Consider the following 13068-nt stretch of genomic DNA (forward strand, 5'->3'; position numbering starts at 1 on the left):
GTGCAGGTTCAGCGGACGCAACAGGTCGAGCGGGAGGGCGTGGCGTGGATCAGCCACCTCGTCACTAGCGAGCTGGGCTGGATCTTCAGGGAGCAGCCAACCGTAGACGTTGGCATCGACGCTCACTTGGAGGTCGTGGACAGCGCCGCTTCGACGGCGACGGGGCAGCTCCTAGGGGTACAGATCAAGTCGGGCCTGAGCTACTTCAGGTCAGCCACTCATGGTGGCTGGTGGTTCACGTGCAACGCAGCCCATGCCTCCTATTGGCTGGGACATTCGCTTCCAGTCCTTGTGATGCTCTACAACCCCAAGACCCGGAAGGTTTACTGGCAGCACGTCAGCAATCACACCGCCGTCTCGACGGGCAAGGCCTGGAAAGTCCTCGTACCCGAGGATCAGGAACTGAACGCGCAGTCGATGGCCGACCTTCGTCCGCTCGCGCGGACGGCTTCACAGGTCTCAGCTCTGGGGAGTCTCCTCACCTGGGGAGTCACGGGCAACGAGGAGGAGCATCTTTGGGAGCAGAACAGCGAGCTCTACCGACATCTCCTCAGCGCGCGCCTGCACATGCTCTTTCCCGAAGTTGTTGCGATCAGACAGATCCATGCTCACATCTGGTCTGCGGATATGGACGTATGGCTGAAGAGTGGCCTCATCATCGAGGTGGCCTTGGTTCGTCCATTCAGTCGGCTGGACGAGATCCTTGCCCAGGACAGGTATGTCCCCCTAGTGGTCGTCGTCTGTGGTGCTCGTGATCTCAGCGATTGCCCGCAGATGCAGGAGGCATCCATTGAGCCTCCGTTCTTCGTTGCCACGTGGAGCCCTGAGGCTGGCGACGATGACTCTCTGAGACAGGCCATGGAAGATGCCCTGCGGTGGATCGATCCGCTGCTGGATACCATGGATGAAGGGTGACCCCCCACTCAGCTGCGCAGCCTTCTCCGGGGGACCGTTCCGCATTAGCGAGTTCGGCCAAATTGCCGTATGGCGCAGGGGAGAAGAGCGAGACGAGTCATGGCGACTCCGTTGAGCGCGAACGAGTTCCGGTCCGTGCTGAAACAGGCGGGCCTGGGGGTCGTCGAGCATGGAAAATGGCGCACCCATAATCGCAACAGCCATGGCAACTGGGGGCCCGCCAACGGGGTCATGATCCACCACACCGGGCCGTACAGCTCCGAGAAGGACATGGTGGAGCTGTGCCGCGTCGGCTACCAGGACCTCCCAGGTCCCCTGTGCCATGGCGTCATCGACCGATCCGGGACGGTCCACTTGGTCGGCTACGGCCGGACCAACCACGCCGGCATGGGGGACACCGACGTCCTGCTCGCGGTCATCGCGGAGAAGACGGACCTCCCGCGCGACAACGAAGCGGATACCGACGGCAACAGGCACTTCTACGGCTTCGAATGCATCAACACCGGGAGCCAGCCGTGGCCGACGGCCCAGCTCGACGCGATGGCGCGGGCGGCGGCGGCCATCTGCCGCGCGCACGGATGGAACGAGCACTCCGTCATCGGTCACAAGGAGTGGCGGCCAGGGAAGCCGGACCCGGGCGGCATCGACATGGACGACTTCCGCGCCCGGGTCGCTCGACACCTCAAGGACGGCGGTAGGCCGAAGCCCGACCCCAAGCCGAAGCCAGACCCGGAGCCCAAGCCGAGGCCGACACCGAAGTACGCGGCGTACCCGGGCAAGCAGTTCTTCCGCGAGGGCCGCTCCTCCCCAGTGATCGCCGCGATGGCGAAGCGGCTGATCGCCGAGGGTTGCGACTCCTACGACACGCCGCCCGGCCCGGTGTGGAACGACGCGCACCGCCGTTCTTACGCGGCCTACCAGATCAAGCGCGGCCACCACGGCGCCGACGCCGACGGCATTCCCGGCCCGCAGACCTGGGCGGACCTCCGTGTCCCGCACCAGTCCGTTGCCGCCGCCCCGACCCCCGCCAGCCCGAACCAGGAGCACGACCCGATGCCGCAGGCCCTTGCCGATGTTGCCGAGCGCACCGTTGCGACCTACCTCCAGTCGCTGCTGGGCCTGATGGCAGCCTCCAGCACGACGGACATGGTGTCCCTGTCGGCATGGCAGGCCGCCGCGGTCTCCGCGATACCCGCGGCGCTCAGCGCGTTGAAGTCCACCCTCGGCACCGTCGTGGGCAGGCCCGGAACGGCGTCGTGGCTCCCGCTCAAGCGCGACCCGGCCACGCCCAAGTACTGACTCGCCGGGCAGCGAGAGAACAGGAGGACGGACCGTGCCCGAAGGACAGGTCGCGCTCGCCCTGGCGGAGCTGCGCCAGGCGCTGGAGGTCGGTTTCGCGCGCATCGACGGCCAGTTGGCGCTGCTCGTCCAGCGCAGCGACCAAACGGACAAGGCCCTGGAGGACCTGGAGGAAAGGGTGAGCGCGCTGGAGAAGACCAGGTGGCCGCTGCCGACCGTCGCCGTACTGGCCAGCATCACCGCGGTGGTGCTCACGGTCTTCAGCCTGGCCCGCAGCTGAGACGAACACCCCTGCCGTCAAACGGTGTTGTCCGACAGCGCGCATAGCGTGAGGACGCACTTGTTCTTGCGGCCTGGGGGTCATGATGCATACGACAAGCCTGCTCGTCAGCGACCTGGAGTTGGACACCGCGCTCGCGGACCCGGCGGTCCCGGCCGCCATCCGCGCAGTGTGGCAACTGCTCTGGGAGTCGGAGGTCCGGCTGGGCGAGCTCCTGGCGTTCGACGTGCCGGATGCGGAGCTGGATGACCGTCTGGTCGTCATCCGGCACGCGAAGGAGGGCGGCGTCTACGAGGCCGGGATCACCGTGTCGGCGGCCAACGCGCTGCGCGAGCTGATCGGGGCCCGTACGGACGGGCCGCTGTTCACGCTGGAAGGGCGGCGGCTGACCAAGGCAGAGGTGGCGACCGCCTTCCGCGAGGTGACCGGCGGGCGCACCGTCCACGCCCTGCGGTTCACGCGGCAGGCGAAGGAGCAGGGCTCGACCCGGCTCAGCTCCACCGCCGACCAGCCCGAGGGCAAGACCGCGTAGAGCGCGCGGCAACGCACACGGCCCCCGCCGAGGCGGGGGCCGTTTGGCCTCTTGGAGAAAAGACCGCCGCCACCATAGCAGCGGCCGCCGCGTACGCCGGCGTGCGCGTACGGCTACGCTGCCCTCTGCATTCAGGGCAGACACCGGAGGACGGGGATGAGTCGGGGCAAGCCGTATCTGGTCGGGCACCAGGAGTTCGCCGCGCTGTACCGCGTCGATCCGAAGCAGGTCGCGCAGTGGCTGTCGCCGAGCCGCGGCAGCGTGCTGGATCCGGAGACCGCCATCATCGTCAGCGGGGTGCGGTACTGGCCGCTCGGCTTCGCGGCCAGGTGGGGAGCGACCACCGCGCGCTTCCGCCAGGTCGACCTGGACGTGAAGGCGCGGATCATCGCGGAGCAGGGCGAGGGCTGGGAGCCGAACCTGGGGGATGAACTGCCGCCAGTCGTCGGCCAGCAGGAAATCATCGAGCTGTTCCACCTGCCCGCGCAGGGCAACTTGGCGACGACCATCGCGACAGGGCGGTTCCCGGAGCACGACTGGCTGCTGTCCGGGTCGATGCTCTGGATGCTGGACACCGTCCTCGATGCCGTCCCTAAGCTCCGCGAGAGCGCACGGAGCCTGTCCTGGGACGTGGACGAAGAGGTCGTCGCCGCCCTGCGCGGCGGCACCTACGACGGGCCCGGCAGCCGCGTACTGACCCGAGGCCGCCATGCCCGGAAGGCCCTCTGAACTGCGCGAACACTGTACTTAGCCTCGAATTGCAAATAAGATATAAGTAATCCCCGTTACGGGGGTCCGCAGTTCATCAAGGAGGCAGCAGTGCAGTTCATCGCCATACCGGGCGGCAGCGAGGTCGCGGTCATGAATGCCAGTGAGGCCCTGGTCGTCGAAGGAGCCCTCTCGCTCTACGTCCTCAAGCATCCCGAGTCCAACGTCGCCATCGACGCCCTGCGGGCCGCATCGGCGGCCAACGAGGCTCGCGAGGCGCGCATGGAGGAGGCGGCCGAGCGGACCCCTGCCTGATCTCGGGTTGAGTGCGTGAAGTCGCGCCTGTAGCCGGTGGGGTTGATCATCTGTACGCCGACCCGCAAGATAGGTGACATTCTTGAAAGAAGTCATCAGGGAGTGGGTATGGCAGCCGTCCAGGACGAGATACCGGGCCTGGTCATCCACACCGTGAGGCAGCCGGACGGCCAGCCGGCTTCGATCCAGGCCCAGTTCGAGACATTCCACGAGCTCAACCCCTGGGTGCTGCGCGCGTTGGAGGCCCTGACTGCCGACTACCTGAAGCGCGGCGCGAGCCGTGTCGGCATCGGGATGCTCTTCGAGGTCCTGCGCTGGCGCTACGTCACGGCGACCGAGGGCGACGAGTTCCGCCTCAACAACAACTTCCGCAGCCGGTACGTCCGGCTTCTCATCGAGCGCCACCCCGAGTGGGCGGGCGCGTTCGAGGTCCGCGCCTTGCGGACCGACTGAACCAGTTCTCTTGGAGACGAACGACCCATGAATCAACCGACCGAGCAGCAGGGCGACGACGCTCCGTCCAGCGCCCCGCCCCCGACCGCCACCGAGGTGCTGCCCGAACGCAGCGTGTCCCAGAGCGCCGTTGTGCTGCGCGCCGACCAAGTGGAGTTCGACGCACGGCAGGTGGCCGCCCTGTCGCTGATCAGCCCAGGACTCGCCCAGGCGCCGCGTGCCCAGTTGGCCTTGTTCTTCCACTTCTGCGTGCGGTCCGGCCTCGACCCATTCGCGCGGCAGATCTACATGATCGGCCGCACCAACTGGAAGGCCGCCGACAACCCCGACGAGCCGGAGAAGACCTGGACCATCCAGACCGGCATCGACGGCTTCCGCACGGTCGCCCACCGCGCGGCTATCAAGGCCGGGGAGTCCATCTCGTACGAGGACACCGTCTACTACGACTCCGAGGGCAACGCCCACGAGGTCTGGCTGTCGAAGGCGTACCCGGCCGCGGTCAAGGTCACCGTCCTGCGCGGCAACGCCAGGTTCCCGTTCATCGCCCGCTGGGACGAGTTCGCCCCGACGTACTATGACCGCAAGCAGGGCGCGTACGTCGTGGCGAAGATGTGGCAGCAGATGCCCGCCCACATGCTCCGCAAGTGCGCCGAGGCCGGCGCGCTGCGCATGGCCGCACCGCAGGACCTGTCCGGCGTTTACGTGGACGAGGAGATGGCGCGGGCCGACGCCGAAGCCGTCGTCCGCGAGGCGGAAGAGGCGACCCGACGCCTACGCGAGGCCGCCGGGCTCGAAGCGGCGACCGACAAGGGCGGCGACGCGAAGGACGAGTCCGCCGAAGACTCCCAGGCCGTGGGCCAGGACGAGAGCACGGACAAGCCCGCGCCGAAGAAGCGGGCGCGTGCCGCGAAGAAGGCCACCCCGGAGACCACGCCGGACACCGCTGCGGAGTCCGACGAGGCCCCGGCCCCGGCGAAGCGCACCCCGCGTAAGCGCCTCGCCGCGCCCCGCCGCGCCTCCTGACCCCTGACGACACCGGGTGCCGCCCGCTGTCGGCGGGCGGCACCCCATCCTCTTGGAGAACACCGTGACCACTATGGCCATCGCGCCCAAGCGGCCCGTCAGCCTGTGGCCCGCCGCTCACGCGGCGGACGCACGCCGCCCCCGCTCCCAACAGACCAAGCTCGGTGCCAGCGACACCGTGTGCGCCCGCCGGGCTGGATACCTCCTGCACGGCCGCACCCCGACCGATGTCGGTGAGAAGCGCAAAGCGATCCTTGGGACCTGGCTGCACGCCGGGATACTCGAGGCCGCCTGCGAGGAGTACGGCTGGCTCGTCGAGCGCCGCGTCGAGGACGACACCCTTCGGGGCCACATCGACGCCGTCCAGCTCGACAGCGCCACTGCCGCACGGCTCCCGAAGCGGCTGCGTCCCACGCTCCCGGCCGAGGAGACGACCGTCGAGGACGTGAAGACCAAGAGCACGTACCAGTGGGACAGCGTCCTGCGGTACGGCGCGAGCGAGGCAGAGCTGCGGCAGGTGTACCTGTACGCCGACCTGCTCGGCACGGAAGGCTTCGCCAGCGTCCGGGGCCAGCGGCAGCTTGCCCACCTCGGGCCGGTGCCTGTCGCTCGCATCCGATTCCGGTTCATCAACCGCGACTCGGGTGACGACCACGTTCAGGAGATCGCCTACGAGGCCGACCGCGCCCGCCGTGCCCGCTGGTGGGTTCGGCAGGTGCGGGCCGCCGCCTCCCCGGAGGAGTTGCCGCGCACTTTCCAGGGGCCGGGCATCTCCGCGATCTGCGACCACTGCCCGTTCCGCACCGCGTGCTGGGGCCCGCTCGTCTCCGGGCGCTCCCCGCAGAGCCAGCTCATCCACGACGACGAGGAACGCGCGAAGGCGCTTGCCGAGTACGCCGAGGTCTCCGAGCAGATCAAGCCGCTCAAGGACCGGCAGAAGTTCCTGCGCGCCCAGCTCGAAGGCTCTGAACCCGGCGTCTACGGCGACAACGTCCTGAAGTGGAGCGGCGGAAACCCGACCAAGGTCGATGACATCGAGGCGATGGTCGCGCTGTACCGCCGCGCAGGGCTGGAAGTGCCGATGGTGCCCGACGCGGCGTTGATGAAGGCGACGCTGAAGGAGGTGGGCATCCCCGTGCCCACGCGCCTCGACCACGACCGGCGGACCGCGGTGAGCATCAACGTCACCGCGCGCAAGAAGCCCTGATCGCGCCAGTCTGCGGGGGCGGAGCCGGCGTGCTCCGTCCCCGCCCCGGCGCGGCGGGGACGGGACGGAACACGGAGAGGTGCCGGTGAGCATCCAACTGATGGTGGTGGCCGCCTACCTGCCGAAGGAGGTGATCAACACCACGCAGAAGCTGGTCCTCATGAAGATCGCGGACTCGGCCGATGACCAGACCAGGCTGGCCCGGCCGGGCCTGGAGCGGATGATGGCCTGGGCCGGCGTAGGGGAGAAGCAGGTCATCACGGTGGTGACGCAACTCGTCGGCCTTGGCCTGGTCGAGCGGGTCACGGTCGGACGGGTCGGTCGCCGCGCCGAGTACCGGGTGTTCCCGCACGGCGTGCCGCCCATCCCGTCGACGGAGGAGCTGATCGAGCGGCGCCGGGCGGCGCAGCGTGCCCCGACCAACCCCCGCCTCGCTCGCAAGACCGCGCGCCGCAAGCCGTCGTCGGCGGCCCGGACACAGCAGGACGTCGCCGCGCGGGAAGAGGCACGGGCCGCCGCCGAGGCCGCCTCGGAGCCAGGGTTGCCCCAGGGGAACCCTGATGACGCTCCGGGCAGGGTTGCCCTGGGGGAACCCAGTGGGTTGTCCTCGGGAAACCGAGCGGGTTCCCCTGGGGAAACCCCTTCTCTTCCTCCTTCTTCCTCTTCTCTTCCTAACCCCCCTACCCCCACGGCTGACGCCGCAGGGGAGCCGGAGGCGGAGCGTGGAGAGCCGCAGCGGGCGGGCTGCCCGAAGCACGCCGAGCCGGTGAGCAACTGCCGGGGGTGTGGGACGAACCCGCGTGCCGGGAGGGAGCAGGCGCGACGAGAAGCGGCCGACCGCGAGCACCGCCAGCAGCAGGACTGGCTACGGCAGTTCTTCGCCGAGCAGGAGCAGCGCGTCGCGGCAACGGACCAGCAAGCCCTGGAGATGGCCCGCCAGCGAGTGAGGGACCTGGCTCGAATGGGGCGCGAGATGGGTGCTAACTCCCGCCGGAGACAGGGGCGTTCCCAAGATCGGCAACATTGACGCCCCGATGTACGCCATTAAGATATAAGTATGAGTTCGGGATCCACCGAACTCACCGACCTCTTGGAGACCACCTTGACCGACACACTTACCCCGGCCCCCGACGTCTACGTCGTCGTCGCCGAAGTCATCCACGGCTCACCGGTCGCACCGCGCCTCGGCAGCCACCTCTACTGCTCGGCCGAGTGCGCCGAACACGGCGTCCGTGAGCTCGTCAGCGACCTGAGCCAGGAGGAGGGCGGCAGCGGCTTCGTCCTGCCCCACGACGGGCGCGCGATCGGCTGCGTCGTCACGCGCGGCGGCCGGATGTGGTCGGTGCAGATCCTCGCTCGCAGTGAACTGCCCACCGTCTGACGTCCGCTTCACCTGAGATAGGTGACATTTTTCAACGGCGGGCGTGCTTTCTGTGCGCCCGCCGTGCACACTCTCTTGGAGACCAGCACATGACCACCACCATCGCGGCCCTGCCCGACCACAACCGCACCACTGACCCGCTGTGGCAGCGGCTCTTCCACCGCTACAGCCACGTCATCACCCCGCTGCGCTACGCGGGCTGGGTCACCGACATCGAGACCGCCGGAGGAGGAGAGTTCTTCGTCCGCGCCGACCTGCGGGACGGCACGGAGCTGATCATCGCCTCCGAGCACAGCCTGCCCGCCGATCCCGACGAGGTGAACGGCTGGACGGCCGTCCGCCAGGACGTGGAGAACGCGGACAGGCACACCGTCCTGTACGACTCCACCCCCAACGGCCCCCAGCGCCACCACCGCAACAGCCTCATCCCGCTGCTGGCCCGCATCGACGGCCTCGACGTTCCCCGCCGCGCACCCAGGCTGATCGTCTCGGCCACGCACACCGCGCCGTACGGCGCGAGCCACAACCAGATCGCCGGGATCGAGGGCGCGGCCACCGCCATCGCCCGCTTCTCGGAGTGGTCCCAGCGACTCACCGACCACGAGGGCTACCGCCGTGTCTGGCAGCGGCCCCAGACGGACGGCTACCCGCTGGCGCTGTTCGAGTGCGCCGGACACATCACGACCGTCCGCGTCACCCGCAGCGATGACTGACCGGCCGCGCCGCGCACCGCGCCCCACCGGGGGCGCGGACCGGTGATCTGGCTGCTGATCGTGTGCGCCCTCGGCCTGCTGGGGTTCACCGCCCTCGGCATCGAGGACAGCCGCCACCACCGCGCGTTACGCGCCTCCGACGAGTCCTGACCACGGCCGCCCGGCCCACCATCCGGGCCGGGCGGCCCCGCCTCCTGGAGACCCAAGACCGTGCCCCGATCCATCCACCTGCTCTGCGGAGCGGGCGGAGATGCCACCGGCCTGTTGGAAGCCGGATTCGACCCCATCCTCGGCATAAACCACTGGCAGACCGCCGTCGACACGTTCGAGCTCAACCACCCGAATGCGGCGGCTCGCTGCGCTGACATCCAGAACTACCCCATGCGCTGGCTCCCGAAGGCCCTCGTGCTGTGGGCCAGCGTCATCTGCACCGAGGTCAGCCCCGCCGGCGGGAAGAAGCGGCCCGACCCGGCGCAGGACGCGCTGTTCGAGGAAGAGGAGCAGTGGCGCGAACTGCCCCCGGAAGCCTTCGAGATGACCCGGGTGACCGCCTGGTGCGTGCTGCGCGCCGCCGAGGCGAAGCGGTTCCCGTGCGTCGTCGTGGAGAACGTCGTCGAATACATCACCGACTGGCTGCTGTTCCCCGAGTGGATCCGCGCCATGAAGAAGCTCGGCTACCGCGTCCAGATCGTCTCCGTGTCCTCCGCGCACATCGGGTCGGAGACAAATCCCTACGCCCCGCAGTGGCGCGACCGCGTGTACCTGGTCTTCACCCTCACCGGGATCCGCCGCCCCGACCTCGCCCCCCGTCCACTGGCGTACTGCTTCGAGTGCGGGCGGGACGTCAAGGCGCGCCAGAGCTGGCGCGACCCGCGGGTGAAGGTCGGCAAGTACCAGCAGCAGTACGACTACCGCTGCCCGAACAGCCGCTGTGGCCACGCGCTGGTGGAGCCGTACGTCCGGCCCGCCTCCGACGTGATCATGTGGGACGACATCGGCCAGCGCATCGGAGACCGCGTCCGCCCGCTGGTGCCGAACACCATGCGCCGCATCGCGGCCGGACTGGCGAAGTTCCCCTACGAGCCGTCCGTCGTCACCCTCACACACGGCAAGGACGGCACCGACCGCGCGTTCGCCCCGCACACCCGGCCGCTGCCCACCCGCACGGCCAAGCTCGGTGAGGCCCTGCTGGTGCCGGTGGGCGGCTCATGGAACGACACGGCTTCGCCCATCGAGGAGCCCATGCGCACCCGCACCACCCGCGAGAGCGAAGCCCTCGTCACGGTGGACCCGTTCATCGTGGAGTTCCGCAACAACTGCGACGCCGCGCTGATCGACGCCCCGCTGAGCACCATCGCCACGGCCCGCCATCACGGCCTGGTCGTGCCCGACGGCAACGTCCGCACCCGGGCCCGCAACACGTTGGTGATCCCGTACCGCAAGGCCGCGCCGAAGACCGCGGGCGAGCCGCTGCACACCCTGTCGACCCGCGACTCGGCGGCCATTGTGCGGACCGCGCCCGCCATCGAGGACTGCTACTTCCGCATGTTGCAGCCCCGCGAGCAGTTGCGTGGCCAGCGGTTCCCCGACACCTACGAGGTTGTCGGCTCCAAGGCCGCCCAGACCCAGCAGGCCGGCAACGCGGTGAGCGTCAACGTCGCCCGGTGGATCGGCGAACGCCTCAAGCCCGTCCTCGCCTGACCCCATCCCCAAGAAGAAGGGACACCCCTGCCATGACAACGTCAGCACACGACCAGGTGGCCATCCTGGCTCAACAGCGGGAGGAGCTGTCGCTCGCGCTCCGCCGAGCCGAGCAAGCGCACTGCCTGGCCATCATCGATCACCTCGCGGCCAAGATCCGTGCCCGCTGCCCCGAAGCCGTTTACGTGGCCTTCGACCGCAGCGGCGAAGACCGCGCTGTCACGGTCCACGGCGTGCTCGGCGAGCAGCCGAGTCCGCTGGGAGCGTGCCCTTGGCTGTGGGACGGCACCGAGACCGGCCATCCGCTCAATGAGATCGACTCGGACATCACCCTGGACGTCGAGTACGCGCTCCTGCCGCCGTCCTCACCCGCGTGGGCGCTCGTGCACCGCAACACGGGCATGGACGGCAGTTGGCTCCTGGAGCTGCCCCCGGTCGACCGCGCGGCCCGCGTGGCCGAGCTGATACACGGGCACCACCCTGCGGCGACGGCGGTCGTCGTGGACGGCCGCGCGGGCGGGGGCCGTGTCATCGGGGTCATCGAGGACCAGGCTGATGGCGACGCCCCCGTCCCCGTGGCCCGGCCACGCCTCAGCCGCGCATGCGACGACGCTCTCACGCGCCTCGTCGCGCAGGTCTTCCTTCTCCCGCCGCTGGCCGACCGTCACCTGATGCCGGTACCGCGCGGCTTCGCCCATCCCCATGGCTCCAGCGTCAGCGATCAGGTCCGCCTGATGCCGCTGCCGCCTGCTGCCTAGCCGACGGGAGGAGGAGCAGATGAGCGGCAACGGGTGGGTCGTTGAGGCCCCCTGCGCCGGGGACGCCCGCTTCACGTCCGAGGAGACGGCGGCCGAAGCCCCGACGGAGCCGCTGGTCCTCGCCCTCCTCGCGGCCTGCCAGGGCTGCCCGTTCCGTTCACAGTGCATCGACCTCGTCATGCCGAGCACGAGCCTGTTCGACGGCGTGTGCGGCGGGCGGCTCTGGTGCAACGGGCAGGTCCTCGCGACCTGCGAGGGTGCTCAGCCCGTCGAACTACGCGAGCGCGGCCGACGCCCGATCACCCACGGCACCGAAGCCGGTGCCCGTGCCCACAACCGGCGCGGGGAGCGCGCCTGCTCCCTGTGCCTGGAGGCCGGACGGCTCGCCCAGCAAGCCCGCCGGGCCCGCAAGCGCGCCTCCGGCGCCTGATCATCACCTCTACAACTCCTGCGGAGACACGACATGTTCACCATCAAGGCCCGCGACCTGACGGCCATCCTCGACCAGGCCGCCCCGCACCGCTTCCGGGCGGACGAGGACGCCAATGACCTCGACGCCCTGATCCTTGATTGCACTTCCGGCCACCTCCACGTCGTCGCGTGCAGCTACCGGACGCTCGCCGTCGCCCGCACTCCCGTCGCGGGCGACGTGTGGACGGCCCCCGTTGGCTACGACGACGCCACCGCGCTGCGCGGCTGGCTGGAGTCGTCTGACACAGTCACCGTCGAGCACGTCACCAGCGGCGGCCACCAGCTGCTCCGCTTCACCGAGGGCGTCGCGCAGCTCACCATCCCCGCCGCACCCCACGTCGGCCGCCTGCCCTGGCACGCCCTGCTGCGCCTGGTACTCGACGCCCGCGACCACGGCGCGCTGCACGGTCGGCACGTGCAGCTGAGCGCCGACGACCTGTCCCGGTGGCTGAACGCCGGCGGCAAAGGCGAGGCGATCGAGTTCCGCTCCCTGGGGTCTGCGGGCACCCTGGTGACCGCCGGTCCCGACTTCCTCGGCCTCCAGACCCCGCACGGGGACGGCCCGGTGCCGGGCGAAGGATGGTCCTCGTCGCTGCGCGCCCGCCTGTTCCTTTTCGCCGGGCAGTTCCTCGAGGTCGGGGCGCGCTACGCGGACTGGACGGGTAGGGCCTGGGTCGTGCCCGCCCGGCCCCGCCCCGGTGAGGAGCCGCGGCTGATCTCGGCCGACTACGCGGCCGTCGCCCTGCCCATCTCCCAGGTGCTCGCGGTCGGCAAGTTTCTCGTCCGCCTGCCCGACTAACGCGAAATAGATGACATTCATGAATCAAAGTGTGTGCTCTCGCGCTTCGGTGTGCGACCACGTCGCGGACCCCGGCTACGGACTGAACCCGTGGCCCGCCGCGTGGCGCGCCCGTCCCTCGACTCCTGTGGCCCAGCCGAATCGAAAGGAAAGCCCCGTGAACAAGGCTCAGCTCATCCAGGCCGTGGCGAAGGTGACTGGCAACCGCGCTCAGGCGGCTGACGCCGTGGAGGCCGCGCTCGACGCGATGGTCCGCGCCGTCGCCGCCGGTGAGGTCGTCTCAGTCACCGGCTTCGGCAGCCTCACCCCCGAGGTGCGCCCGGCCCGTACCGCCCGCAATCCGCAGACCGGTGAGCCGGTGGAGGTCGCCGAACGCCGGGTCGTGAAGTTCCGTCCCGGCGCCCGGTTCCAGGACCTCGTCGCGGGCCGCCGGGCGATGCCCGAGTCCGGCAACTGCATCCAGAAGGACCCCAAGACCCCCAAGGTCGCCCGCCCGTAACCCGCTGCACACCA

General features: G+C 69.5%; 16 protein-coding genes and 1 pseudogene. All 17 read left to right on the forward strand.

Going from position 1 to position 13068, the window contains the following annotated elements; translation table 11 throughout:
• The first annotated feature begins 39 nt into the window (after positions 1 to 39).
• Positions 40 to 915: a DUF4365 domain-containing protein gene (locus ACZ5CZ_RS11940; RefSeq protein ID WP_468941794.1), complete on the forward strand. Its 876-nt coding sequence runs from the start codon at positions 40 to 42 to the stop codon at positions 913 to 915.
• Positions 916 to 1014: 99 nt separating this feature from the next.
• A pseudogene (locus ACZ5CZ_RS11945) lies at positions 1015 to 1914 on the forward strand (peptidoglycan-binding protein); the annotation flags it as partial.
• Positions 1915 to 2248: 334 nt separating this feature from the next.
• The gene (locus ACZ5CZ_RS11950; protein ID WP_121746849.1) at positions 2249 to 2494 is read left to right on the forward strand and encodes a hypothetical protein; all 246 of its coding nucleotides are present in this window, start codon (positions 2249 to 2251) and stop codon (positions 2492 to 2494) included.
• A gap of 82 nt (positions 2495 to 2576) precedes the next feature.
• Positions 2577 to 3026, forward strand: a complete 450-nt coding sequence (locus ACZ5CZ_RS11955) for a hypothetical protein (protein WP_468941797.1) — start codon at positions 2577 to 2579, stop codon at positions 3024 to 3026.
• Positions 3027 to 3182: 156 nt separating this feature from the next.
• Positions 3183 to 3755, forward strand: coding sequence for a hypothetical protein (locus ACZ5CZ_RS11960; protein WP_468941799.1), 573 nt, complete (start codon positions 3183 to 3185; stop codon positions 3753 to 3755).
• Positions 3756 to 3845: 90 nt separating this feature from the next.
• On the forward strand, positions 3846 to 4049 hold the full coding sequence (locus tag ACZ5CZ_RS11965; RefSeq protein ID WP_468941802.1) for a hypothetical protein: 204 nt from the start codon (positions 3846 to 3848) through the stop codon (positions 4047 to 4049).
• A gap of 108 nt (positions 4050 to 4157) precedes the next feature.
• Positions 4158 to 4502, forward strand: coding sequence for a hypothetical protein (locus tag ACZ5CZ_RS11970; protein WP_051814244.1), 345 nt, complete (start codon positions 4158 to 4160; stop codon positions 4500 to 4502).
• A gap of 27 nt (positions 4503 to 4529) precedes the next feature.
• The gene (gene bet / locus ACZ5CZ_RS11975; protein ID WP_468941804.1) at positions 4530 to 5525 is read left to right on the forward strand and encodes a phage recombination protein Bet; all 996 of its coding nucleotides are present in this window, start codon (positions 4530 to 4532) and stop codon (positions 5523 to 5525) included.
• A gap of 73 nt (positions 5526 to 5598) precedes the next feature.
• Positions 5599 to 6732: a PD-(D/E)XK nuclease family protein gene (locus ACZ5CZ_RS11980; RefSeq protein WP_468942091.1), complete on the forward strand. Its 1134-nt coding sequence runs from the start codon at positions 5599 to 5601 to the stop codon at positions 6730 to 6732.
• 85 nt (positions 6733 to 6817) lie between these two features.
• Positions 6818 to 7759, forward strand: a complete 942-nt coding sequence (locus ACZ5CZ_RS11985) for a helix-turn-helix domain-containing protein (protein WP_468941807.1) — start codon at positions 6818 to 6820, stop codon at positions 7757 to 7759.
• A 30-nt stretch (positions 7760 to 7789) separates the two neighbouring features.
• Positions 7790 to 8113, forward strand: a complete 324-nt coding sequence (locus tag ACZ5CZ_RS11990) for a hypothetical protein (protein WP_468941810.1) — start codon at positions 7790 to 7792, stop codon at positions 8111 to 8113.
• A gap of 89 nt (positions 8114 to 8202) precedes the next feature.
• Positions 8203 to 8826, forward strand: a complete 624-nt coding sequence (locus tag ACZ5CZ_RS11995; protein ID WP_055550398.1) for a hypothetical protein — start codon at positions 8203 to 8205, stop codon at positions 8824 to 8826.
• A gap of 210 nt (positions 8827 to 9036) precedes the next feature.
• Entirely contained in the window at positions 9037 to 10527 is a 1491-nt protein-coding gene (locus tag ACZ5CZ_RS12000; protein ID WP_468941814.1) for a DNA cytosine methyltransferase, read from the forward strand.
• Between the two features lie 56 nt (positions 10528 to 10583).
• Entirely contained in the window at positions 10584 to 11285 is a 702-nt protein-coding gene (locus ACZ5CZ_RS12005) for a hypothetical protein (protein WP_468941817.1), read from the forward strand.
• Between the two features lie 19 nt (positions 11286 to 11304).
• The gene (locus ACZ5CZ_RS12010) at positions 11305 to 11715 is read left to right on the forward strand and encodes a hypothetical protein (protein WP_468941819.1); all 411 of its coding nucleotides are present in this window, start codon (positions 11305 to 11307) and stop codon (positions 11713 to 11715) included.
• Positions 11716 to 11748: 33 nt separating this feature from the next.
• Positions 11749 to 12555: a hypothetical protein gene (locus tag ACZ5CZ_RS12015; protein ID WP_468941821.1), complete on the forward strand. Its 807-nt coding sequence runs from the start codon at positions 11749 to 11751 to the stop codon at positions 12553 to 12555.
• A gap of 157 nt (positions 12556 to 12712) precedes the next feature.
• The gene (locus ACZ5CZ_RS12020; RefSeq protein WP_031477204.1) at positions 12713 to 13054 is read left to right on the forward strand and encodes an HU family DNA-binding protein; all 342 of its coding nucleotides are present in this window, start codon (positions 12713 to 12715) and stop codon (positions 13052 to 13054) included.
• Positions 13055 to 13068: the final 14 nt, after the last annotated feature.

Source organism: Streptomyces sp. NPDC031418, assembly GCF_055581605.1.

Bases quoted from the DNA above. Each gene is read 5' to 3' on its own strand.
- ACZ5CZ_RS11995 (WP_055550398.1), top strand. From the start codon at position 8,203: ATGACCACCACCATCGCGGCCCTGCCCGACCACAACCGCACCACTGAC.
- ACZ5CZ_RS11990 (WP_468941810.1), top strand. From the start codon at position 7,790: ATGAGTTCGGGATCCACCGAACTCACCGACCTCTTGGAGACCACCTTG.
- ACZ5CZ_RS12010 (WP_468941819.1), top strand. From the start codon at position 11,305: ATGAGCGGCAACGGGTGGGTCGTTGAGGCCCCCTGCGCCGGGGACGCC.
- ACZ5CZ_RS11960 (WP_468941799.1), top strand. From the start codon at position 3,183: ATGAGTCGGGGCAAGCCGTATCTGGTCGGGCACCAGGAGTTCGCCGCG.
- ACZ5CZ_RS11970 (WP_051814244.1), top strand. From the start codon at position 4,158: ATGGCAGCCGTCCAGGACGAGATACCGGGCCTGGTCATCCACACCGTG.
- bet (WP_468941804.1), top strand. From the start codon at position 4,530: ATGAATCAACCGACCGAGCAGCAGGGCGACGACGCTCCGTCCAGCGCC.
- ACZ5CZ_RS11955 (WP_468941797.1), top strand. From the start codon at position 2,577: ATGATGCATACGACAAGCCTGCTCGTCAGCGACCTGGAGTTGGACACC.
- ACZ5CZ_RS11980 (WP_468942091.1), top strand. From the start codon at position 5,599: ATGGCCATCGCGCCCAAGCGGCCCGTCAGCCTGTGGCCCGCCGCTCAC.
- ACZ5CZ_RS12015 (WP_468941821.1), top strand. From the start codon at position 11,749: ATGTTCACCATCAAGGCCCGCGACCTGACGGCCATCCTCGACCAGGCC.